Below are 21583 nucleotides of genomic sequence, written 5' to 3'. Positions count from 1 at the left end.
CCGAACCGGCCGCATGTGACGACGCATCGCCGGCCGGCGGATTCAGTCCGACACGACCGGTTTGATCAACGTCGTGGTGATCGGCACGAAGCCGCACGCGCGATACAGCGCGCGCGCCGCCGCGTTGTGATTGAACACCGACAGCCCGATCTCGGTGACGCCGTAGCGGCGCGCCTCGGCGTCGAGCGCATCGAGCGCGCGCGTCGCCCAGCCCTGGCGGCGCCGGGACGGAACGATGTCGAGGTCGTAGATGAACAGCGTGCGGTTCGGCCCTTCAGGGACGATCGCGTACCAGAGGTCGCCCACCGTGTCGCCGCTGGCGCCGTCGATGAGCGTGACGAGGGTCTGGCCGGCGGTCAGCAGGCCGTCCGGCAGCAGCGTGTCGAAACAGGCGCGCGCACGATCGGCCGCGTCTTCGACGGCATTTTGCCCGGAGGAAGCGAGGTCGCTCGCGTAGCCGTCGATGGCTCGCGTGCGGTACGCGCGGAATTCGCCGGCCGTCATCGGCCGCATCTGCAGCATGGCCCGGTCGCCGTGAACGGAATCGGACTTCCAGTGTAGCGGGACAGTCGCACCGGCGCGCGATGCGGCGGCGGAAAATGGGCAGGCAGGTGCGGCGAACGTCGCGCCGAATCAGCGAATCAGCGAATCAGCGAATCAGCGAATCAGCGAATCAGCGAATCAGCGAATCAGCGAATCAGCGACGGTACAGGACGATCGGCACGAGGTGCGCACGGCGCACCCGCTCGGCTTCCGCATGACGCGCAGCGTACGAGTACTCGGCGTCGAGCGGCAGGTGCGGGGAGACGAACAGGTCGTCGATTTTTTGCAGCAGGGCGAAGATGAAGCTCATGTGAGACTCCTGACAGACGTGGCTAGGGTTTTCCCCTAGATTATCTCCATTCTAAGGGTTTTCCCTGAACTCTGCCAGTGAGCTGCATCGGTTTGCCGCAGGCGCGCGACAGCCGATCGCCGGCGCGGAACGGCGATCCTTGCCGCGTCGGGCTTCCAGGATGGGGTCGAAACGATCAGCGCGCGCGGTGAGCCCGCTTCCCGACGGCCGCCTCGCGGTTCGCGTTGCGCTGAAGCCGGTCGACTTGCGACAGCAACGCTTCGTGGTGCTCCTCGAGCGTCATCAGCGTGGCCTGCTGCGTCGACAGATCGGCCGCGAGGCGATCGATCCGCTGCTGCTTGGTGGCGACGTCCTGCTTCAGGTGCGCGATCTGGCGCGTTTGCAGTACCAGCGCGACGAGCCCCGCCAGCACGACGACGGCCAGCGCGAGCAGCAGGCGGTTCACGCGGCGCATCTCGCGATCGGCCGCGCGCGTCAGGCCATCCACGTCGGACTGCAACGCGGCGATCCGGTCGGTCAGCGGGCGCAGGTGCGTGTCCGGATCGAAGGCCGGCGTGGGCGGTTGCGTACGCTCCGACGAGGGCTTGGTCACGAATGATGCGGCGGAGGCGACCGGCTGTGGGGCCGGCGACGGCGAAGCGTCGGGATGCCGGGTCGTGTCGCGGGGCTTCGCGGAATGCGGGGGGATCGCCGGTTCGGACGGCTCTGCCGGCGTCTGCGGCTCGACCCGTGCAGCGACGACCGGCGGCGGGTTCAAGTCAGCCGCTTCCGGCTTCGAATCGATGCGCGTCGGAACCGGTGCGGCTTGCGTCGCCGTCGCTTCGCTTGCGCCGGCAGCCGCCCGGCGCTTGCCGCCCGACGACGCGCGACGCTCCTTCACGGCGTCACCCGACGATTTCCCTTCGCGGGATTTGACGCCCGCCGCCTCGACGGCAGGCTTCGCGACTTCGCCCTCTGCCGCTTGCGATTCCGCCGCCTGCATCGCAGCGCCGTCGGCGGCTTGCAGCTTCGCCGCCGCGTTCGCGGCGCCATCGACCACGGGCACGTCGCTCTGCGTTACGACGCCATCGCCGGCGGGCAAATCGGCTGCCTTCGTTGCAAGACCCTCTGCCGATGCGCCGTCGACGTTCGCGGCCACGTCGCGTTCAGGCGTCGAACCAACCTTAGCCGCCACATCCATCGTCGCCGCACCTCCAGGTTCCGCATGCGTCGCCACAGCCGCATCCCCATCCGCAGACGGGGTGAACCCGTCCAGCGTGGCCTGTCGGCCGTCGTCGACACCGGCCGCCGCATCGGCTTCCACGCTCGCTTCATCGCGCGCCGCAACCGGCATGCGCTCGCCCGGCTCCAGCACCGGATCGCCGAACAGGTCGAGCGTCCGTTCGTCGCGCGGCGCGTCGCCGGCCGGTGCGCTGCCGGATCGTGCCGTCGCCCTGGCGGACGTGCTGCCGACGGCAGCGGCCGCGCGCTGGCGCGAACGGGCCGACGAACGGGCCGACGAACGGGTGGAACGGGAGCGGGAGCGAGGCGTGGAAACGGATTCGGTCATGGAAATCGGATAGCGGGGCCCGCAGGCGCGAACCCGGATGTCGAACGGAATCGGTGGTCGGCCATTGTCGCACGCCCCGCAACCGAGTCACGCAATCGAGTCACGCTATTCGTCGCCCCCCAGCCCGTTCCCGCCGTCGAAGCGCGTGACGCCCGGCAGCGCACGCAGCTTGGCGCAGATCGCCTTGTATTCGAGTTCCGACACCCGCGCCAGCGCGATGCGCACTTCGTCCTGCTCGCCCGTGTCGTCGGCACGCTGCACGATGAACTGCTTCACGCGCGCACTGTCGGGGCCGAGCGCCGCGTGCAGCGAATCGAACGTCAGCGTGCCGCTCGCGACCGTGAACGCGAGCTGGCGCCGCTGGCGCACCGTGAAATAGCGCCGCTCCAGCGGCTTGATGCCGGCCAGGATGATCAGGATGATGATCGTCGCCGAGATCGCCGCGACATAGAGCCCGCCGCCCACCGCGAGGCCGATCGCGGCGACCGACCACAGGCTCGCGGCCGTCGTCAGCCCGCGCACGATCTCGCCGCGCAGCAGGATCGAGCCCGCGCCGAGGAAGCCGATGCCCGACACGACCTGCGCGGCGATCCGCGACGGATCGAGCACGACGTGGTCGCTGGTGCCGAGCACGTCGGCGAAACCGAACGCCGACACGATCATGATCAGCGTCGAGCCGACGCACACCAGCATGTGCGTGCGCAGGCCGGCCGCCCACGACAGGCGCTCGCGCTCGAAGCCGATGACGCTGCCGAGCGCCGCCGCGAGCACGAGCCGCATCACGAGTTCCAGGTTGCTGAGCATCGTATTTATCTCCTTTTTTTGGTGCCGGCCGCGCGGAATGTTTTATCCTTGGCCCCGGCCGCGCCGATTCTCCGGGCCGCGCCGACACGTTTCGATCCAAGCGCTCAACCCCGCCATGTCCGTTTCCGACTCCGCTTCCGCCCAGGCCGCCCAGCTGCGCCACCATTTCGCGCACGTCGTCTTGCCGATCTGGCGGGGTTCTGGGTTCGACCCAGCATTGCAACTGCCGTTCGAGGCCGTCGATCCGGCCACCCATGCGCCGATGCCCGTGACCCGTTATCGCGCAATGGCGTGCGCCCGGCAACTGTTCGTGTTCGCGCAGGCCGGCGACACCACGCATGCGGCCACGCTGTTCGACGCGCTGTGCCGGCACTTTCGCGACGCGCGCCACGGCGGCTGGATCTACAGCGTCGACGCGCAGGGCGCGCCACTCGATACGACCAAGGATCTGTATACGCACGCGTTCATCGTGTTCGCGTGCGCCGCCTGGCATGCGGCGTCGGGCGACGCCGCCGCGCGCACGGTGGCCGAAACCACCGCCGCGCTGATCCAGGACCGCTTCGCGCCGCGCCACGGCGACGCGTTGCTCGATGCCGCGCGCCACGCCGATTTCTCGTCATCCGGCAGTGGCGCGCTGCAGAATCCGCTGATGCATCTGACCGAAGCCTGGCTCGCGGCCGCCGATGCATTCGGCGACCGGGCGTTCGACGATGCGCTCTTGCGCATCGCGCAGGCCGTCGAGCGCACGTTCGTCGACGCGGCAACCGGCTGCGTGGCCGAACTGCCGCTCGGGGCGGCCGACAACCGTTTCGAGCCCGGCCATCAGTTCGAATGGTTCTATCTGATCGACGCGGCCGGTGCGCGGCTCGCGCAGACCGGGCTCCCCGCCGCGCTGTCGCGCGCGTTCGCGTTCGCCGAGCAATACGGCGTCGATCCGCAGACGGGCGGCGTGTGCGCGGCGCTCGACGCGCAAGGCGCGTGCATCGACGGCACGCAGCGGATCTGGGCGCAGACCGAATACCTGCGCGCGCTCGCGACGCACGGCGGCACGCCGGCCTCCGCGCCGCTCGCCCGCCAGATCGAGCGGTTCGCCGCGCGCTTCCTGCATCCGTGCGGCTGGTTCGAGTGCAAGACGGCCGACGGGCAGGTGTCCCGCGCCGACATGCCGTCGACGACGCCCTACCACCTCGCGACCGCCTACGCGGCGCTGCCGGCCAGTTCGTAACCCGTCGCCGCGAGCGACGGCGCCGCGCGATCTCCGCGTGCGGCGCGTCCGTCGCCCAGGTCGAACACCGACACCGCCTGCATCAGGTGCGCGGTCTGGTCGTTCAGCGACGCGGCCGCCGCCGCGACCTCCTCGACCAGCGCCGCGTTCTGCTGCGTGAGCTGATCCATCTGCGTGACGGCCTGGTTCACCTGCTCGATCCCGACGCTCTGCTCGACCGACGCCGACGTGATCTCCGACATCGTCTGCACGACCCGCGTGATCGATGTCGACACCGTGCGCATCGCGTCGCCGGCACGCTCGACGAGCTCCGCGCCGCCGTTGATCTGCGCGACCGAATCCTCGATCAGCGCCTTGATCTCCTTCGCCGACTGCGCGCTGCGCTGCGCGAGCGAGCGCACTTCGCCTGCGACCACCGCGAAGCCGCGCCCCTGTTCGCCGGCCCGCGCGGCCTCGACCGCCGCATTCAGCGCGAGGATGTTGGTCTGGAACGCGATGCCGTCGATCACCGAGATGATCTCCGCGATCCGCCCCGAGCTCTGTGCGATGCCGCGCATCCGGTCGATCACGCTGTCGACCACGCCGCCGCCGTGGCTCGTCGCTTCGAGCGCCGCGTCGGCCAGCGCGCTCGCCGCGCGGGCGCTGTCGGTGTTCTGCCGCACGGTCGCGGTCAGTTCCTCCATGCTCGCGGCGGTTTCCTCGAGCGACGCGGCCTGCGTGCCCGTGCGCGCCGACAGGTCGGCGTTGCCGCCCGCGATCTCGCCGGCGCCGAGATGGATCGCGTCGGATGCGTGGCGCACCGTGCGCACGGTGCCCGCGATGCTCGTCTGCATCGTGGCGAGGCCGCGCAGCATCCGGTCGATCTCGAACACGCCGCCCGCCTGCACGGCTTCGTCGAGACGGCCCTGCGCGATCCGCTCGAAATGGCGGCCGGCCTGCTCCAGCGGCGCGACGACCGCGCGCCGCGCGGCCATGTAGATCGCGACGCTCGCCGCGAGCATCGCCACCAGCAGCACGATGCCGACCGACTTGAACCACAGCATGCCGCCGTCGATGGTGTCGAGCGCCGCGCGGCTCGACGTGCCGCCGTAGTCGGTAAAGCGATGCAGCTCGGCGATGTATGCGTCCTGGAAGCCCTGGGTCGGCTGGTCGAGGAACGCCTGGATGTTGTCGGCGTCGAGGAACTGCACGAGTTCGCCCAGCGCGCCGCGCAGCGCGCGATAACGCTCGGTGAGCGCCGCGACGCGCGTGCGGTTGGTGTCGTCGACCGGCTGCGCGGCCGTCAGCACCGCGAACGCCTTGTCCGCTTCCGCGAGCGACGCGCCCGCATGGCGAATGATGTCTTCGGGCTTGGGGCCGCCGCGCACCATCCGCGTGCCGGCCCGCGACAGGTTGATGCGCGCGTCGAGCAGTTGCTCGGTCGCGCGGCTGGCCGCGTCGACCTGCGCGATCGCGACGTTCGACAGATCGTCGACGCCGCGGCGCGTCGACGCGAGCGTCCAGAAGCCGAGCGCTTCGATCGCGAACAGGAAGAGGCAGAACACGGTCAACACGCCGAGCAGACCCGACGCGAGCTTGATTTTTCCGAACATGGGGGAATTCCTGGAGAGCGGACGATGAGGCGATGCCCCGGCATTAGCGGCATTTCTTCGTCGGACTTTAGGCGGAATGGCCGACAACGCAGGTCGATCGCGCGCTTCGCGCGCGCATTCGCGTCGAATCGCCCGCAAACGCGGAGATCTTGCGTATTCGGCGCAATAATCGCGTCGCATCGCGCCGGGATTTGCACGAAACGCGGACGAATTTCCTTGCTTATCCGGAGCCCCCTTCCTAGAGTTCAGCGCAAGCGGGCACTCATTTCGAAGGAACTTCGATGACCGACATCACGGACCACGCGCGCGGCGCATTGCGCGCGCAGCCGTTCAGCATGCTGCTGGGCACGCAGCTGATGCATATCGGCGACAACGAAGTGTCGCTGTGTCTGCCGGTGCGCGAGGAATTGCGGCAGCAGCACGGTTTCGTGCACGGCGGCGTCATCAGCTATCTCGCGGACAACGCGCTGACGTTCGCCGGCGCGCTCGTGCTCGGCCCGCGCGTGATCACAGCCGAATACAAGATCAACTACCTGCGGCCGGCCGTGAACGGCACGCTCGTCGCCCGCGCGAAGCTCGTCTACGCGGGCCGGCACCAGGCGACCTGCCAGTGCCACGTGTTCGTCATCGACGGCGATCACGAGCGGCTCGTCGCGATCGCGCAAGGCACGATCAACCGCGTCGGCGACGGCAAGATGCCGGATGCACCGGTGGAAACGGCGTGAGTGGCCAAGGCCGAGCATCGATGCCGCGCTAGCGTTTCATCGCAGCCAGATAAACCGCATCACGCTCGCGACGACCGACCGCGACCACCAGCACGATGACTTCCGCGTCGCGCACTTCGTACACGAGGCGATAGCCGACACCACGCAACTTGATCTTGTAGCGATCCGGGTGGCCGTGCAACTTGGCTGACGGGATGCGAGGATGCTCGAGCCGCTCGGCGAGCTTGGCCTTGAATTGATCGCGCACGGTGCGATCGAGCTTCTTCCACTCCTTCAATGCGGGCTCGAGAAAGGCGAGCTCAAAGGTCATTCAGCTCGACCTTAACGACCTTTTCTCTGGCGCGCGAATCGGCCAACGCATTGTCTTCGATGTCTTCCAAACGTTCGACCATCGCCTCCCATGTCTTCGCGGGAATGCAGTAGAACGCGGGTTCGTTGTGATTCAGGATCGCGACTGGGAAACCCTCGCCTGCAGCGACGGTTCCCATCGGATTACGCTTCAGCTCCGAGACGCTCGCCGTCACGCTCGCCAGAATGGTGTGGGGCATGTCTGCTCCTTCGTCAATCGAGCATCGATTGTACTCTATTTAACATCAAATTTAGCACCGAAATTGGTGTTCTGATGCATTCGGCCGTCGACGAATGGAAGCCACCTCCCGAAAGTCAGCCCTAATCGGCGTCATCCCCCGCCAACGGCAAAAACCGCGGCGCCACCCGCGCCCGCACGTTCCCGTGCTCATCCGTCCGATAGATGCCGCGCGCCGCATTGTGCGGATGCGCGGCCGCGTCGGCCACGCTCAGCACCGGCGCGAAACACGCGTCGGTGCCTTCGAGCAGCGCGCGCCAGTGCGCGGACGGCTGTTGCGCGAACACCTCAGCGAAACGCGCCTTCAGCGCGGGCCAGCGCGCCCGGTCGTACTGCGACGCGGGATCGACGTCGGTCAGCCCGAGCCGTTCGACCAGCAGCGCATAGAACGGCGGCTCGAGCGCGCCGATCGTCACGCATTCGCCGTCCGCGCAGCGATACACGTCGTAGAACGGCGCGTCGTGGAACAGGCTCGGCTGCGCGCCGTCGAGCTGCCCGTTCGCGCGTGCCCACAGCGCGAGCGAACCAAGCATCGACACGATGTCGACGATCGCGCCGTCGACCACGCGCCCCGGCCCGCCGCCGCGCACGTCGAGCAATGCGCAGACGATCCCGAACGCGAGCCCGAGCGCGCCGCCCGCATCGCCGACCACCGTCGGCGGCACGCCCGGCCGGCCGTCGCGCGGCGCGGACAGCGACAGCAGCCCGGTCAGCGCGACGTAGTTCAGATCGTGCCCGGCCGCGGCCGCGAGCGGGCCGTGCTGGCCCCAGCCCGTCATGCGGCCGTACACCAGCTTAGGATTGCGGCGCGCGCAAGCGTCGGGCCCGAGTCCGAGCCGCTCCATCACGCCGGGCCGCAAGCCCTCGATCAGCGCATCGGCCTGCGCGATCAGGTCGAGCGCGGCGTCACGCCCGGCCGGTGCCTTCAGGTCGAGTTCGACGATCGTCTTGCCTTCGCGCAGCAGGTCGCCGTCGCGGGCCCGCAGCGCGTCCGGCGCACTGGTGCGGCCGGACGGGCGCGCGACCAGCGTGATGCGCGCGCCCATGCCGGCAAGCATCCAGCCCGCGAGCGGACCGGGGCCGAGACCTTCGAATTCGACGATGTGGATGCCGGAAAGCGGCGCATCGAGTGACATGCGATTCTCCTGTCGATCAGCGTTAGCGCTTGAGCTAATCCCATGCTTCGCGGTCGGCTGCCGTCCGCGCTTCGTGACGCACGCCGGCCCGGCGCCTTGCGTACCGGATTGACTCCGTCACGCGTACGCCAAACGAAAAATCCCTGCGCGGCAGTTCCGCCGCGCAGGGATCGCTCAAGAGTCGGCGGCGCCGGTTGGCACGCGCTCACCGCCATGCGTCAGAACGCATCCCCCGGCACCCGCACCCACCCTTCCATCAGCACGCGCGCGCTGCGGCTCATGATCGCCTTCGTGACGGTCCATTCGCCGTTCTCGCGCCGCGCTTGCGCGCCGACGCGCAGCGTGCCCGACGGATGCCCGAAGCGCACCGCATTGCGTTCGCCGCCGCCCGCCGCGAGATTGACGAGCGTGCCGGGGATCGCCGCGGCCGTGCCGATCGCGACCGCCGCCGTGCCCATCATCGCGTGGTGCAGCTTGCCCATCGACATCGCGCGCACCAGCAGGTCGACGTCGCCCGCGTTCACGCGCTTGCCGCTCGACGCGACGTAGTCGGCCGGCTTCGCGACGAACGCGATCTTTGGCGTGTGCTGCCGCGTCGCGATTTCGTCGAGCGTATCGATCAGGCCCATGCGCAACGCGCCGTGCGCGCGAATCGTCTCGAACTTCTCGAGCGCCTTCGGGTCGCCGTTGATCGCGTCCTGCAGCTCGGTGCCCGTATAGCCGATCGCTTCCGCGTCGACGAAGATGGTCGGGATCCCCGCGTTGATCATCGTCGCCTTCAGCGTGCCGATGCCCGGCACGGCCAGATCGTCGACGAGGTTGCCGGTCGGGAACATCGAGCCGCCCGCGCCTTCTTCCTCGGCGGCCGGGTCCATGAATTCGAGCTGCACTTCGGCGGCCGGGAACGTGACGCCGTCCAGCTCGAAGTCGCCCGTCTCCTGCACCGCGCCGTTCACGATCGGCACGTGCGCGACGATCGTCTTGCCGATGTTCGCCTGCCAGATCCGCACGGTCGCGACGCCGTCCCTCGGCACGCGCGCCGGATCGACGAGCCCGCCGCCGATCGCGAACGGGCCGACTGCCGCCGACAGGTTGCCGCAGTTGCCGGTCCAGTCGACGAACGCCTTGTCGATCGCGACCTGGCCGAACAGGTAGTCGACGTCATGACCGGGCCGCGTGCTCTTCGACACGATCACCGTCTTGCTGGTGGACGACGTCGCGCCGCCCATCCCGTCGATCTGCTTGCCGTACGGATCGGGGCTGCCGATCACGCGCAGCAGCAGCGCGTCGCGCGCGGCGCCCGGCGTCTGCGCGGCATCCGGCAGGTCCTGCAGCCGGAAGAACACGCCCTTGCTGGTGCCGCCGCGCATGTACGTGGCGGGAATCCTGATTTGAGGAATGTGAGCCATGTCTGTGTTCCCAATGTGCGCCGGTCAGGCGGCCTGCGACGATTCGAGGAAGTCCTGCGCGAAACGCTGCAGCACGCCACCCGCTTCGTAGATCGACACTTCCTCGGCCGTATCGAGCCGGCACGTCATCGGCACTTCCACGCGTTCGCCGTTCTTGCGGTGAATCACGAGCGTGAGATCGGCGCGCGGCGTACGCTCGCCGATCACGTCGAAAGTTTCCGTGCCGTCGATGCCGAGCGTCGTCCGGTTAGTGCCCGGCTTGAACTCGAGCGGCAGCACGCCCATGCCGATCAGGTTCGTGCGGTGAATCCGCTCGAAGCCTTCGGCGGCGATCGCCTCGACGCCCGCGAGCCGCACGCCCTTCGCGGCCCAGTCGCGCGACGAGCCCTGGCCGTAGTCGGCGCCGGCCACGACGATCAGCGGCTGCTTGCGATTCATGTACGTCTCGATCGCTTCCCACATCCGCATGACCTTGCCTTCCGGCTCGACGCGCGCGAGCGAACCCTTCTTCACCGCGCCATCGACGACCGCCATCTCGTTGACGAGCGTCGGGTTCGCGAAGGTCGCGCGCTGCGCGGTCAGGTGGTCTCCCCGGTGCGTCGCGTACGAGTTGAAGTCTTCTTCCGGCAGGCCCATCTTCGCGAGGTACTCGCCGGCTGCGCTATCCAGCAGGATCGCGTTCGACGGCGACAGGTGGTCGGTCGTGATGTTGTCGCCGAGCACCGCGAGCGGTCGCATGCCCTTCAGCGTACGTTCGCCGGCCAGCGCGCCTTCCCAGTACGGCGGGCGGCGGATGTACGTGCTCTGCGCGCGCCAGTCGTACAGCGGCGCCGCGCGTTCGCCCGCATCAGCGCTGCGCGCGAACATCGGCTCGTAGACCTTGCGGAACTGCTCCGGCTTCACGCTCGACGCGACGATCGCATCGATCTCTTCGTCGGTCGGCCAGATGTCCTTCAGCGTGACGGGATTGCCGTCCTGATCGTGGCCGAGCACGTCCTTCTCGATGTCGAAGCGGATCGTGCCGGCGATCGCATATGCGACGACGAGCGGCGGCGACGCGAGGAACGCCTGCTTCGCATACGGATGGATGCGGCCGTCGAAGTTGCGGTTGCCGGACAGCACGGCGGTCGCGTACAGGTCGCGCTCGACGATCTCCTGCTGGATCTTCGGATCGAGCGCGCCCGACATCCCGTTGCAGGTCGTGCACGCGAACGCGACGATGCCGAAGCCGAGCTTCTCGAGTTCGGGCAGCAGGTTCGCTTCTTCCAGATACAGCTCGACCGCCTTCGAGCCGGGCGCGAGCGAGCTCTTCACCCACGGCTTGCGCGTCAGGCCCTTCGCGTTCGCATTGCGCGCGAGCAAGGCTGCGGCGATCACGTTGCGCGGGTTGCTGGTGTTCGTGCAGCTCGTGATCGCCGCGATGATCACCGCACCGTCGGGCATCTCGCCCGGCTTCTCTTCCCACTGACCGGCGATCCCGCGTGCGGCGAGATCGGACGTCGGTAGCCGCTTGTGCGGATTCGACGGGCCGGCCATGTTGCGCACGACGCTCGACAGGTCGAACGTCAGCGTGCGCTCGTATTGCGCCTGCGCGAGCGTATCGGCCCACAGTCCGGCCGCCTTCGCGTAGGTTTCGACGAGCTTCACCTGCTCGTCGCTGCGGCCGGTGAGGCGCAGATAGTCGGTCGTCTGGCCGTCGATGAAGAACATCGCGGCCGTCGCGCCGTATTCGGGCGCCATGTTCGAGATCGTCGCGCGGTCGCCGAGCGTGAGGCTCGCCGCGCCTTCGCCGCGGAACTCCAGATACGCGCCGACCACCTTCTCCTTGCGCAGGAACTCGGTCAGCGCGAGCACGACGTCGGTCGCGGTGATGCCGGGCTGGCGCTTGCCGGTCAGCTCGACGCCGACGATGTCGGGCAGGCGCATCCACGACGCGCGGCCGAGCATCACGTTCTCGGCTTCGAGCCCGCCGACGCCGATCGCGATCACGCCGAGCGCATCGACGTGCGGCGTGTGGCTGTCGGTGCCGACGCAGGTGTCCGGGAACGCTACGCCATCCTGCACCTGGATCACCGGCGACATCTTCTCGAGGTTGATCTGGTGCATGATGCCGTTGCCCGGCGGGATCACGTCGACGTTCTCGAACGCCTTCTTCGTCCACTCGATGAAGTGGAAGCGATCCTCGTTGCGGCGATCCTCGATCGCGCGGTTCTTCGCGAATGCGTCCGGGACGAAGCCGCCGCATTCGACGGCGAGCGAGTGGTCGACGATCAGCTGGACGGGCACGACCGGGTTCACCTTCGCCGGGTCGCCGCCGCCGTCCGCGATCGCGTCGCGCAGGCCCGCGAGATCGACGAGCGCCGTCTGGCCCAGGATGTCATGGCACACCACGCGCGCCGGGAACCACGGGAAATCGCGTTCGCGCTTGCGCTCGATGATCTGCTTCAGCGAATCGGCGAGGATCGCCGGATCGCAGCGGCGCACGAGGTTTTCGGCGAGCACGCGCGACGTGTACGGCAGCGTGTCGTACGCGCCGGGTGCGATCGCGTCGACCGCGGCACGCGCGTCGAAATAGTCCAGTGACGTGCCGGGCAGGGGTTTGCGGTTGGCGGTATTCATGATGTGGGGCGGAATTCGGGGTAAGACGTGCCGCGTGCGCCGGCCGCCCGCATCACGGGCGCCGGCGCATGCGGCGGACGATCAGCGCTTCTCGATCGGCACGAACTGCAGGTCTTCCGGACCGGTGTAGTTCGCGCTCGGGCGGATGATCTTGTTGTCGATGCGCTGCTCGATGATGTGCGCGCTCCAGCCCGACGTGCGCGAGATCACGAACAGCGGCGTGAACATCGCGGTCGGTACGCCCATCATGTGATACGACACCGCGCTGAACCAGTCGAGGTTCGGGAACATCTTCTTCGCGTCCCACATCACCGATTCCAGGCGCTCGGCAATGCTGTACAGCTTGGTGTCGCCCGCTTCCTTCGACAGCTTGTGCGCGACGCCCTTGATCACCTTGTTGCGCGGATCGGAGATCGTGTAGACCGGATGGCCGAAGCCGATCACGACTTCCTTGTTCTCGACGCGGCGGCGGATGTCGGCTTCGGCGTCGTCCGGCGAGCTGTAGCGGCTCTGGATCTCGTACGCGACTTCGTTCGCGCCGCCGTGCTTCGGCCCGCGCAGCGCGCCGATTGCGCCGGTGATCGCCGAGTAGATGTCCGAGCCCGTGCCCGCGATCACGCGACCGGTGAACGTCGACGCGTTGAATTCGTGCTCCGCGTACAGGATCAGCGACGTGTGCATCGCCTCGACCCACGACTTCGACGGCGTCTTGCCGTGCAACAGGTGCAGGAAGTGGCCGCCGATCGAGTCGTCGTCGGTTTCCGTCTCGATGCGCTTGCCGTTGTGCGAGAAGTGATACCAGTACAGCAGCATCGAGCCGAGCGACGCCATCAGGCGGTCGGCGATGTCGCGCGCGCCCGGCAGGTTGTGGTCGTCCTTCTCCGGCAGCACGGTGCCGAGCACCGACACGCCGGTACGCATCACGTCCATCGGGTGAGCCGACGCCGGGATCTGTTCGAGCGCGGCCTTCAGTGCGCTCGGCAAGCCGCGCAGCGCGCGCAGCTTGGTCTTGTACGCGGCCAGTTCGGTCAGGTTCGGCAGCGTGCCGTGCACGAGCAGGTGCGCGATTTCCTCGAATTCGCACGATTCGGCGACGTCGAGAATGTCGTAGCCGCGATAGTGGAGGTCGTTGCCGGTCTTGCCGACCGTGCACAGCGCGGTGTTGCCGGCCGTCACGCCCGACAGCGCCACCGACTTCTTCGGCTTGAATGCGCCTGCGGCGGCCGGTGCTGCTGCGTCTTTCGTCTCGCTCATGTTTTCCTTCTCCAATGGGTATCGGGGGTGCGGGCCGCGTTACTTCTTGCCCTGCGCGAACAGTTCGTCGAGCTTGCGCTCGTATTCGTGATAGCCGAGGAAGTCGTACAGCTCGGCGCGCGTCTGCATCGTCGGCACGGCCGCCTTCTGCGTGCCGTCGCGGCGCAGCGTCTCGTAGAAATTCAGCGCAGCCTTGTTCATCGCGCGATATGCGCCGCAGCAGTACAGCGCGATGTCGACGTTCGCCTCGCGCAGTTCGTCGACGGTGAAGAGCGGCGTCGAGCCGAACTCGGTCAGGTTCGCGAGGATCGGCACCTTCACGGCGGCCTTGAAGCGGCGGTAGTCGTCGAGCGTCTTCATCGCTTCCGGGAAGATCATGTCCGCGCCGGCTTCGACGTACGCGACCGCGCGCTCGATCGCCGAATCGATCCCTTCCGCGGCGGCCGCGTCGGTGCGCGCCATGATCACGAACTGGTCGTCGGTGCGCGCGTCGACCGCGGCCTTCACGCGATCGACCATTTCGTCGATCGGCACGACCTCCTTGCCCGGACGGTGGCCGCAGCGCTTCTGGCCGACCTGGTCCTCGAGGTGCACGGCCGCGACGCCGGCGTTGATGAACGAGCGGACCGTGCGCGCGATGTTGAACGCGCCGCCCCAGCCCGTGTCGATGTCGACCAGCAGCGGCAGGTCGGTCGCGTTGGTGATCCGGGTCGCGTCGATCAGCACGTCTTCCATCGTGCTGATGCCGAGGTCGGGAATGCCGAGCGAGTTCGCGGCGACGCCGCCACCCGACAGGTACACGGCCTTGAAGCCGACGGCCTGCGCCATCTTGGCCGCGTACGCGGTGATCGCGCCGACCACCTGCAGCGGCTGCTCGGCCGCGACTGCCGCGCGGAACTTCGCGCCGGCGCTCTGAAGATGCGTATTGCTCATGAACGGCCTCCTGATGGAATGCCCGATAACAGCAAGGACCGGGCCAGCTTGCGGAACGTCGCTAACCCACTGATTCTTAAGCGACCGCCGTGGGTGCGGTATCGCCCGGCGATTTCAATTTAGCGATTTCATGTTTCAAAAATGAAATCGCGCGCGCATAATCGGCCGTCATGGACCTCTCCTCGACCAAGCCCGTCGGCCCCGCCGACCGCACGGTGCGCCCGCGCATCTGGGCGATGGGCATCAGCCGGCTGCGCGAGCTGTTTCGCGAGATCGCCGGCGAATTCGACGAACGCGCGGACGTGCGCATCGTCACGCGCGCCTATGAAGATGCGCTCAGCGCAATCGCGGAGGCCGGCACCGCGCGGCCCGACGTGATCGTCGCGGCCGGCTCGAACGGCGGCTTCCTGAAAACGCGGGCGCAGGTGCCGGTGGTGGTCGTGTCGCTGACCGGCTTCGACGTGATGCAGGCGCTCGCGCGCGCGCGGCGCGATGCGACGCGGATCGCGCTCGTCAGCGCCGGCGAGACGCCGCCCGAAGTGCGCCGCTTCGTCGCCGCATACGGCCTCGACGTGCAGTTTGCGTCATATCAGTCCGCCCAGGAAGCGGAAGCCTGCGTGCACGACCTGCGCGATCGCGGCATCGAGACGATCGTCGGCCCGGGCCTCGTCACCGATCTCGCGGCCAGCGTCGGCATGGGCGCGGTATTCCTGTATTCGCATGCGTCGGTGCGCAAGGCCGTCGAAACGGCGCTCGAAGTCGCGTATGCGACGCACGCCGAGGCGTTCCGCCGCCAGCGGCTCGACACGCTGCTGCAGCACCTGCGCGACGGCGTGGTCGCGCTCGACGCGCACGGCCGCGTCGAGGCGATCAACGAACGGCTCGCATCGGCGCTCGGGGTCGAACCCGCGGCGGCCGTCGGCCGCGCGCTCGTCGACCTGCGGCCCGAGTTGCGCACGCTGCGCGGCGAGGACGGCGACGCGCTCGCGACCGTGCGCGGCGTGCGCTACGTCGTGCATCGCGGGCCGCTGGTCGATCGCGGCGTCACGTCGGGCAGCGTGCTGACGTTCCAGGAATCGCGCGCGGTCGAACGGCTCGATCGCGCGCTGCGTTCGCAGCCGACCACGCAGCAGTTCGCCGCCCGCTACGCGCTCGACGACGTGGTCGGCGCGTCGGCGCCGATGACGCGCGTGCGCGAGCTCGTGCGCCGCTATGCGAAATCCGACGCGACCGTGCTCGTGCTCGGCGAAAGCGGCACCGGCAAGGAAATGATCGCGCAGAGCCTGCATGCGCTGTCCGCGCGGCGCAGCTATCCGTTCGTCGCGGTCAACTGCGGCGCGTTTCCGGAAGCGCTGCTCGAGAGCGAACTGTTCGGCTATGAGGAAGGCGCGTTCACCGGCGCGCGGCGCGGCGGCAAGACTGGCCTGTTCGAGGCCGCGCACCGCGGCACGCTGTTTCTCGACGAGATCGGCGAGATGCCGCCGTCGCTGCAGAGCCGGCTGCTGCGCGTGCTGCAGGAGCGCGAGGTGATCCGCCTCGGCTCGACCGAGCCGATCCGCATCGACGTGCGCGTGATCGCCGCGACGCACCGACCGCTGCTCGCGGCCGTCGAGGCCGGTACGTTCCGCGCGGATCTCTATTACCGGCTCAACATCCTGAACATCGGCCTGCCGCCGCTGCGCGAGCGCGCGGCCGACATCCCCGCGCTCGCGGCGACGCTGCTCGTGCAGGCCGCGCGGCGCGAGCCGCGTCTCGCCGACCGCGTGCGCGACGCCGACGACGCGCTGCGCGTGCTCGCCGCGACGCAAGCGACGCTCGCGCGCTACCGCTGGCCCGGCAACGTGCGCGAACTGCAGAACGTGGTCGAGCGGATCGCGGTGGAGCTGGCCGAGGAAGTCGACGAAAATGATCCGGCCGCCGCGTGCGCGGCGCTCGCCCCCGGCGCGCTGCAAGTGATCGCGCCCGAGCTGTTCGCCGCGCCGCCCGATGCGGCCGGCGACGGCGACGACGATGCACGGACGCTCCACGCGCGGCGCCGTCGCGCGGAAGCCGACGAGATCCGCGCGGTGCTCGACGCGTGCGGCGGCGACCGCGATCGCGCGTGCGCGATGCTCGGCATCAGCAAGACGACGCTGTGGCGGAAGTTGTCGGCGAAATAGGTTCCGTCCGCGCCGTCATTCGGCCTTGTGATAGTGGCGATACGCCTTCGCGCGATTGCCGCACGACGACATCGAGCACCAGCGTCGGCTGCCGTTCTTGCTGTCGTCGATGAACAGCCACTGGCATGCGTCGTTCGCACAGCGCTTGACCTTCGCGAACCGCGCGCCGCCGAGCAGGTCGATCGCCGACCACAGCACCGGGCTCAATAGCCGCGCGAGCGTCGCGCCCGACGCGTCGATCCGCCACGCATAGCGGCCGTCGACGCGCGCCAGCGCAACGCGCGGCGATGCTTCCACCAGGAAGCCGCCGAGCAGCGCGAGATCCTCGGCCTGCGGCTCGCGCTGCTCCGCCTGCGCGTGAAAGAGCCGGTATAGCGCCTCGCGCAACGCGAGTGCGCGCGCCAGCATCGTCGGCTCGTCGCCGTTCTCTTTCCCTTTCTCGTTGTCGGGCACGCGACATGCGTCGGTCAGCTTGGCCGGTACGCCCGCCTGCTCGCGGCACCACGCGAACAGGTCGTCCATCGTGCCGAAGGTTTCCGTCGGCGGGTCGCTGCCGCGCCAATACAGCGTGTTCGCGAAATCGAGGCTCAACGTTTCGGGCGGCGCCGGGATCAGGCAGTCCGTTGTGACGGAAGGTTGCGTTTTGCTCATGACGCGATCGTATCTAACCACCATGCCGGTTGACAAGCGTCCGAGCGATTTCTAACATAACCGGCATGGTGGTTAAAAACTGGTTGACCGCACCGATGCCCGTTCAATCCAAGGAGACACAGATGATCGATCGCTTTTCGTTCAGCGTTATCCACACCTCCACTGGCCGCAGGTACGACGACAGCACGCTCGGCGCGCTGCGCTACAAGCGGCTGGCATGGTGCCTGTAAGCAGGTTTGCCGCACTGACGTCCCCCTCAGTTCAAGGAGCCACAGATGATCGACCACCTTTCGTTCGGCGTTGCCCACATCGACCGCAGCCGCACCTTCTACGACAGCGCGCTCGGCGCACTCGGCTACAAGCGCCTGTATAGCGACGACGGCGCACTCGGCTACGGCACGACCGAGCCCGAGCTGTGGTTGCAGCACGCGGCCCGGCCTGTCGTCGCCGATCCCGATTCGGGGCTGCACCTGTCGTTCAAGGCCGCGTCGCCGGTCGAGGTCGACGCGTTCTACCGCGCCGCGCTCGAGCACGGCGGCAAGGACAACGGCGGGCCCGGCAAGCGTGAGCACTACGGCCCCGGCTATTACGCGGCGTTCGTCGTCGACCCCGACGGCTATCGGCTCGAAGCGCACTGCGAACTCGACAACGTCGTGTGATCCGCTTCGTCCGGACGCGCACGAGCGACAAGGGCCCGATTCCGCCTCGCGCGGAATCGGGCCCCTGGTTTTTGGCTACGTCGTCGTTCGCTGCGCGCCGGTAGCTGCATCCTCCAGCCGGTCCGCGCCGCGCACGCGCTTATTGCGCGTGGCGCGTGCTCTGCAACTGCTCGCCGAGTCCTTCGATCCCGAGGCGCACCGTTTGGCCGGCCTTCAGGTATATCGGTGATGGCTTGATCCCCATCCCGACGCCCGGCGGCGTACCGGTCGTGATCACGTCGCCCGGCTGCAGCGTCATGCAGGTCGACAGATACGCGATCAGCTGCGCGACGGTGAACACCATCGTTCGCGTGTTGCCGTTCTGATAACGATGGCCGTCGACTTCGAGCCACAGGTCGAGACGCTGCGGATCGGGCACTTCGTCGCGCGTGACGAGCCACGGGCCGATCGGGCCGAACGTGTCGAAGCCCTTGCCCTTGTCCCACTGGCCGCCGCGCTCGATCTGCCATTCCCGCTCGGATACGTCGTTGACGACGCAGTAGCCCGCGACGTAATCGAGCGCGCGCGCTTCGTCGACGTCCTTGCACTTCGCGCCGATCACGACACCCAGTTCCACTTCCCAGTCGGTCTTGACCGAACCCTTCGGGATGTCGATGCCGTCGTTCGGGCCGCAGACCGAACTCGTCCACTTGCCGAACACGACCGGCTCCTTCGGCACCGGCATGCCGGCTTCGGCCGCGTGATCGGCATAGTTCAGGCCGATGCCGATGAACTTGCCGACCTGGCTGACGCATGCACCGATGCGCGGCTCGCCCGACACGAGCGGCAGCGTGGCCGGATCGATCGCGCGCAGCCGCGCGAGACCCGCGTCGGACAGCACATCGCCGGCAAGATCCGGCACCTGCGCGGACAGGTCGCGAATTCGGCCGGCCGCGTCGAGGATGCCGGGCTTTTCCTGGCCGGACGGGCCGTAGCGAAGCAGTTTCATCGTGCTTAACCTCTGTTGTCGAGTGGGACAGGATACCGGCCGACGCGGCCTTTCGCAGCCACGCGCCGGACTGGTCGTCGATCGTCGATCGTCAATTGCACGCGTCGGCGCCGCGTGCGGCATGCCGTCGACGCGCGAGCGTCGCGCGGGCGCAGCGATCGTGGCGCCGTACTGCAGTACGGCACGCATCGAACGGGCGGCCGCCGGTCTGCGCATCGGCGACGGCGGCCCGGCATCCGCGACGCGTGCCGGCCCATGCCGGCCGGCTGCACGCGCGGCCGCGCCGTCGCTGGCCCGCAAGCCTTTGTACCACCGGCCGCGCGCCGTGAAATGACACGCGACGGATACCGACTATTGGTGCGACTGCCGAAGCTGCTTCGCAACACGCGCCGCGCCCACGTCGATCGACCGGCCGTCATGCGCAGGCGCGCCTGCCATCCGGGCATGAATACTGGCTATTCGGGGTGCCCCTGTCATCGAAAACGTTTGCCCATCCGTTCTTGTCGGGTAATGATCGGTAAAAAGACGCTGCATTGCACACTGTATGTTTATTGCTAAGCTCGTACGGACGGCTTTCATTGTCATACGCGGAGCAGAACCGGCCAGCGTGCGTCGCCCACCGATCGACGGTAATCCCCCAACTTCACATCGACAATGCAGACAACCAACGACCCGCTTCCCGGCTGCGACGCACGGGAATCGATGGCCGCTCTTGATCGCTATCGCGCACCCGCGCTCGACAAGGGCCTCGACATTCTCGAACTCCTGTCCGAGCAGAAGGAAGGACTCACCCGCACCGAAATCACGAAGGAACTCGGTCGCAATGCGAGCGAAATCTACCGGATGCTCGAACGCCTCGTCGCGCGCCGCTACGTGATGCGTTCGACCGGCGGCGATCGCTACACGCTCAGCCTCAAGCTGTTCGCGCTTGCGCACCGGCATCCGCCGATGAACCGGCTGATCGCCGAGGCGCTACCGCCGATGCAGCGCTTCGCCGATGCCGCCGAGCAGTCGTGCCACCTGTCCGTCTACGATCGCGGCAACCTGCTCGTGATCGCACAAGTGGACGGGCCGGGCCCGTGGGGCGTGTCGGTCCGGCTCGGCTCGCGCGTCGGCCTCGCCGACACGGCGTCGGGACGCATGATGCTGGCGTTCCAGAGCGCCGAGCAACGCGCGCACATGCTGGCCGAGCATCGCAAGGTCAAGGGCGAAGCGCCGCTGAACGAGCAGGAGCTCGCGAATGCGTGCCAGTCGATCCGGCAGTCCGGCTATCTGCGCCAGGACAGCCGCCAGGCGTACGGCGTGACCGACCTGACCGTGCCGATCCTCGGGCCGGCCGGCCATGCGATCGCGGTGCTGACGTGCCCGTACATGCGCCGGATCGATGCGCACCTCGCGCCGTCCGTCGACGTGGTCGTCGACGCACTGCGCGACACGGCCGCCCGTCTGTCGATGTGCCGCACCGAGACCTGCTGACACACGCGGGTTCCCGGCAACGCGCACGGGCCGCGGCGCAGCGGCGCCGGCTCCGGTCCCGTGCCACCCAGCGATGCCCGTGCGACGCCCGATGCGCGATCCCGCATCGGGCGCCCGCGGCGCTACGCTAGAATAGCGACCCTCTCAAAAACTACGGCGGCCGGTTGTCGCGGCCGTCGTGTCCGATGGATGTCATGGCCAAACTTCTGAACGATCAAGAATTCCAGCGTTTCTCCGAACTTCAGCAGAAGCAGGCAAGCTTCACGATCACGCCCGAGGAAGCGGACGAGCTGCGCGATATCGTCGCGCGCGCGCAGAAGAAGCGCGACGATCGTGCCGCCGCGATGCAGGCGATCGAGAACTACATCGAGCAGTTCGACATCACGCCTGACGAACTCTTCTCGCCCGAGCAGATCGGCGACGCGGCGCGCACCTACGGGCTCATCACGGCGACCAAGAAGGAACGCACGCTGCCGCCGTCGATCACGTTCAACGGCAAGCCGTACCAGTGGACCAAGACGCTGCCGGACGACGTGCGCGGCGCACTGTTCGACGCGTTCACGTCCGGCGAGTCGGTCAAGCGCTTCATCGCGATGCCGAAAGACACCGCGCGCTGTGCGCTGACGATCGCCCGCCTCGAGCGCGAAACCGGCGCGGTCTACGCCGATCCGCACCTCGAGGAACTCGCGATTTCGCGCGACCAGGTGAACGACGCGGCGTCGAAACTCGCTGCGTGAACGTGACCGCGGGCACGGTTCCTGCGTGCCCGCACCCGCGTATCGCGCCGGCATGGGCCGGCGCCACGCCCATGGGAGCCGTGCGTTCGCATGCTCCCGAAAAAGCTCACCTCGGCATCCCGCAAGCACTCACCGCAGTCTCCCGAAAAGCCTCACCCAAGGCCCCTGAGACGCTCGCTGACGTCTCCCGAACGTCCTCACCGATCGCTCCCGCAAGGGCTCACCGAC

General features: G+C 68.2%; 20 protein-coding genes. 6 read left to right on the top strand and 14 right to left on the bottom strand.

Annotated elements, in window-relative coordinates; genetic code table 11:
• Nucleotides 1–42: 42 nt before the first annotated feature.
• The 4 genes from HWX55_RS03055 to HWX55_RS03040 all read right to left on the bottom strand — a co-directional run bounded on the left by HWX55_RS03055 (nucleotide 43) and on the right by HWX55_RS03040 (nucleotide 3206).
• Nucleotides 43–522, bottom strand: a complete 480-nt coding sequence (locus HWX55_RS03055; RefSeq protein WP_175973843.1) for a GNAT family N-acetyltransferase — start codon at nucleotides 520–522, stop codon at nucleotides 43–45.
• A gap of 175 nt (nucleotides 523–697) precedes the next feature.
• Nucleotides 698–853, bottom strand: coding sequence for a hypothetical protein (locus HWX55_RS03050; RefSeq protein ID WP_162838117.1), 156 nt, complete (start codon nucleotides 851–853; stop codon nucleotides 698–700).
• 175 nt (nucleotides 854–1028) lie between these two features.
• Nucleotides 1029–2402 carry a flagellar hook-length control protein FliK gene (locus HWX55_RS03045; RefSeq protein WP_175973841.1) on the bottom strand — a complete coding sequence of 458 codons (1374 nt, stop codon included), beginning with the start codon at nucleotides 2400–2402 and terminating at the stop codon, nucleotides 1029–1031.
• A gap of 105 nt (nucleotides 2403–2507) precedes the next feature.
• Nucleotides 2508–3206, bottom strand: a complete 699-nt coding sequence (locus HWX55_RS03040; RefSeq protein WP_175973839.1) for an MgtC/SapB family protein — start codon at nucleotides 3204–3206, stop codon at nucleotides 2508–2510.
• Between the two features lie 115 nt (nucleotides 3207–3321).
• On the opposite strand from HWX55_RS03040, the gene HWX55_RS03035 reads away from it, so the two are divergent.
• On the top strand, nucleotides 3322–4431 hold the full coding sequence (locus tag HWX55_RS03035; RefSeq protein WP_175973837.1) for an AGE family epimerase/isomerase: 1110 nt from the start codon (nucleotides 3322–3324) through the stop codon (nucleotides 4429–4431).
• On the opposite strand, the gene HWX55_RS03030 is transcribed toward HWX55_RS03035, so the two are convergent.
• Nucleotides 4404–6023 carry a methyl-accepting chemotaxis protein gene (locus HWX55_RS03030; protein ID WP_175973835.1) on the bottom strand — a complete coding sequence of 540 codons (1620 nt, stop codon included), beginning with the start codon at nucleotides 6021–6023 and terminating at the stop codon, nucleotides 4404–4406. The genes HWX55_RS03035 and HWX55_RS03030 overlap by 28 nt on opposite strands.
• A gap of 281 nt (nucleotides 6024–6304) precedes the next feature.
• On the opposite strand from HWX55_RS03030, the gene HWX55_RS03025 reads away from it, so the two are divergent.
• The gene (locus tag HWX55_RS03025; protein ID WP_124698878.1) at nucleotides 6305–6748 is read left to right on the top strand and encodes a PaaI family thioesterase; all 444 of its coding nucleotides are present in this window, start codon (nucleotides 6305–6307) and stop codon (nucleotides 6746–6748) included.
• A 28-nt stretch (nucleotides 6749–6776) separates the two neighbouring features.
• Here the strand turns inward: HWX55_RS03025 and HWX55_RS03020 are convergent, their stop codons facing one another.
• The 7 genes from HWX55_RS03020 to prpB all read right to left on the bottom strand — a co-directional run bounded on the left by HWX55_RS03020 (nucleotide 6777) and on the right by prpB (nucleotide 14685).
• The gene (locus HWX55_RS03020) at nucleotides 6777–7058 is read right to left on the bottom strand and encodes a type II toxin-antitoxin system RelE/ParE family toxin (RefSeq protein ID WP_059495132.1); all 282 of its coding nucleotides are present in this window, start codon (nucleotides 7056–7058) and stop codon (nucleotides 6777–6779) included.
• Nucleotides 7048–7296, bottom strand: coding sequence for a type II toxin-antitoxin system prevent-host-death family antitoxin (locus tag HWX55_RS03015; protein ID WP_175973833.1), 249 nt, complete (start codon nucleotides 7294–7296; stop codon nucleotides 7048–7050). Before HWX55_RS03015 ends, HWX55_RS03020 begins: the two co-directional genes overlap by 11 nt.
• Before the next feature lie 121 nt (nucleotides 7297–7417).
• Complete coding sequence (locus HWX55_RS03010; protein WP_175973831.1) at nucleotides 7418–8470, bottom strand: CaiB/BaiF CoA-transferase family protein; 1053 nt, start codon at nucleotides 8468–8470, stop codon at nucleotides 7418–7420.
• A gap of 218 nt (nucleotides 8471–8688) precedes the next feature.
• The gene (gene prpF / locus HWX55_RS03005) at nucleotides 8689–9879 is read right to left on the bottom strand and encodes a 2-methylaconitate cis-trans isomerase PrpF (RefSeq protein WP_175973829.1); all 1191 of its coding nucleotides are present in this window, start codon (nucleotides 9877–9879) and stop codon (nucleotides 8689–8691) included.
• Nucleotides 9880–9903: 24 nt separating this feature from the next.
• A complete protein-coding gene (gene acnD, locus HWX55_RS03000; RefSeq protein WP_175973827.1) occupies nucleotides 9904–12498 on the bottom strand; it encodes a Fe/S-dependent 2-methylisocitrate dehydratase AcnD in 2595 nt (864 codons plus the stop codon).
• Between the two features lie 81 nt (nucleotides 12499–12579).
• Nucleotides 12580–13752, bottom strand: coding sequence for a 2-methylcitrate synthase (gene prpC / locus HWX55_RS02995; RefSeq protein WP_006480321.1), 1173 nt, complete (start codon nucleotides 13750–13752; stop codon nucleotides 12580–12582).
• A gap of 39 nt (nucleotides 13753–13791) precedes the next feature.
• A complete protein-coding gene (prpB, locus tag HWX55_RS02990) occupies nucleotides 13792–14685 on the bottom strand; it encodes a methylisocitrate lyase (protein WP_006480320.1) in 894 nt (297 codons plus the stop codon).
• A gap of 170 nt (nucleotides 14686–14855) precedes the next feature.
• Here prpB and prpR point away from each other — a divergent pair, with 170 nt between their 5' ends.
• Entirely contained in the window at nucleotides 14856–16844 is a 1989-nt protein-coding gene (prpR, locus tag HWX55_RS02985) for a propionate catabolism operon regulatory protein PrpR (protein WP_175973826.1), read from the top strand.
• Between the two features lie 15 nt (nucleotides 16845–16859).
• Here the strand turns inward: prpR and HWX55_RS02980 are convergent, their stop codons facing one another.
• The gene (locus HWX55_RS02980) at nucleotides 16860–17519 is read right to left on the bottom strand and encodes an ABATE domain-containing protein (RefSeq protein ID WP_175973824.1); all 660 of its coding nucleotides are present in this window, start codon (nucleotides 17517–17519) and stop codon (nucleotides 16860–16862) included.
• A 251-nt stretch (nucleotides 17520–17770) separates the two neighbouring features.
• Between HWX55_RS02980 and HWX55_RS02975 the strand changes: the two genes are divergently transcribed.
• Nucleotides 17771–18154, top strand: coding sequence for a VOC family protein (locus tag HWX55_RS02975; protein ID WP_050013351.1), 384 nt, complete (start codon nucleotides 17771–17773; stop codon nucleotides 18152–18154).
• A gap of 139 nt (nucleotides 18155–18293) precedes the next feature.
• Here HWX55_RS02975 and HWX55_RS02970 read toward each other — a convergent pair whose 3' ends face one another.
• A complete protein-coding gene (locus HWX55_RS02970) occupies nucleotides 18294–19142 on the bottom strand; it encodes an ureidoglycolate lyase (RefSeq protein WP_175973822.1) in 849 nt (282 codons plus the stop codon).
• A 654-nt stretch (nucleotides 19143–19796) separates the two neighbouring features.
• Between HWX55_RS02970 and HWX55_RS02965 the strand changes: the two genes are divergently transcribed.
• The gene (locus tag HWX55_RS02965; protein ID WP_124555231.1) at nucleotides 19797–20618 is read left to right on the top strand and encodes an IclR family transcriptional regulator; all 822 of its coding nucleotides are present in this window, start codon (nucleotides 19797–19799) and stop codon (nucleotides 20616–20618) included.
• A 185-nt stretch (nucleotides 20619–20803) separates the two neighbouring features.
• Nucleotides 20804–21355, top strand: coding sequence for a hypothetical protein (locus tag HWX55_RS02960; protein WP_006480314.1), 552 nt, complete (start codon nucleotides 20804–20806; stop codon nucleotides 21353–21355).
• Nucleotides 21356–21583 lie beyond the last annotated feature (228 nt).

The organism is Burkholderia sp. BCC1047, assembly GCF_902833155.1.
Taxonomy (GTDB): domain Bacteria; phylum Pseudomonadota; class Gammaproteobacteria; order Burkholderiales; family Burkholderiaceae; genus Burkholderia; species Burkholderia sola.
The sequence above is the reverse complement of the archived record's forward strand: the minus strand, read 5'-3'. Positions and strand labels throughout refer to the sequence as shown.

Bases quoted from the DNA above. Each gene is read 5' to 3' on its own strand.
- prpC (WP_006480321.1), bottom strand. From the start codon at position 13,752: ATGAGCGAGACGAAAGACGCAGCAGCACCGGCCGCCGCAGGCGCATTC.
- HWX55_RS03035 (WP_175973837.1), top strand. From the start codon at position 3,322: ATGTCCGTTTCCGACTCCGCTTCCGCCCAGGCCGCCCAGCTGCGCCAC.
- HWX55_RS03020 (WP_059495132.1), bottom strand. From the start codon at position 7,058: ATGACCTTTGAGCTCGCCTTTCTCGAGCCCGCATTGAAGGAGTGGAAG.
- HWX55_RS03045 (WP_175973841.1), bottom strand. From the start codon at position 2,402: ATGACCGAATCCGTTTCCACGCCTCGCTCCCGCTCCCGTTCCACCCGT.
- HWX55_RS03025 (WP_124698878.1), top strand. From the start codon at position 6,305: ATGACCGACATCACGGACCACGCGCGCGGCGCATTGCGCGCGCAGCCG.
- prpF (WP_175973829.1), bottom strand. From the start codon at position 9,879: ATGGCTCACATTCCTCAAATCAGGATTCCCGCCACGTACATGCGCGGC.
- HWX55_RS02965 (WP_124555231.1), top strand. From the start codon at position 19,797: ATGCAGACAACCAACGACCCGCTTCCCGGCTGCGACGCACGGGAATCG.
- prpR (WP_175973826.1), top strand. From the start codon at position 14,856: ATGGACCTCTCCTCGACCAAGCCCGTCGGCCCCGCCGACCGCACGGTG.
- HWX55_RS02980 (WP_175973824.1), bottom strand. From the start codon at position 17,519: ATGGTGGTTAGATACGATCGCGTCATGAGCAAAACGCAACCTTCCGTC.
- HWX55_RS03030 (WP_175973835.1), bottom strand. From the start codon at position 6,023: ATGTTCGGAAAAATCAAGCTCGCGTCGGGTCTGCTCGGCGTGTTGACC.
- HWX55_RS03010 (WP_175973831.1), bottom strand. From the start codon at position 8,470: ATGTCACTCGATGCGCCGCTTTCCGGCATCCACATCGTCGAATTCGAA.
- HWX55_RS02960 (WP_006480314.1), top strand. From the start codon at position 20,804: ATGGATGTCATGGCCAAACTTCTGAACGATCAAGAATTCCAGCGTTTC.
- HWX55_RS02975 (WP_050013351.1), top strand. From the start codon at position 17,771: ATGATCGACCACCTTTCGTTCGGCGTTGCCCACATCGACCGCAGCCGC.
- HWX55_RS03055 (WP_175973843.1), bottom strand. From the start codon at position 522: ATGCTGCAGATGCGGCCGATGACGGCCGGCGAATTCCGCGCGTACCGC.
- HWX55_RS03015 (WP_175973833.1), bottom strand. From the start codon at position 7,296: ATGCCCCACACCATTCTGGCGAGCGTGACGGCGAGCGTCTCGGAGCTG.
- prpB (WP_006480320.1), bottom strand. From the start codon at position 14,685: ATGAGCAATACGCATCTTCAGAGCGCCGGCGCGAAGTTCCGCGCGGCA.
- HWX55_RS03050 (WP_162838117.1), bottom strand. From the start codon at position 853: ATGAGCTTCATCTTCGCCCTGCTGCAAAAAATCGACGACCTGTTCGTC.
- acnD (WP_175973827.1), bottom strand. From the start codon at position 12,498: ATGAATACCGCCAACCGCAAACCCCTGCCCGGCACGTCACTGGACTAT.
- HWX55_RS02970 (WP_175973822.1), bottom strand. From the start codon at position 19,142: ATGAAACTGCTTCGCTACGGCCCGTCCGGCCAGGAAAAGCCCGGCATC.
- HWX55_RS03040 (WP_175973839.1), bottom strand. From the start codon at position 3,206: ATGCTCAGCAACCTGGAACTCGTGATGCGGCTCGTGCTCGCGGCGGCG.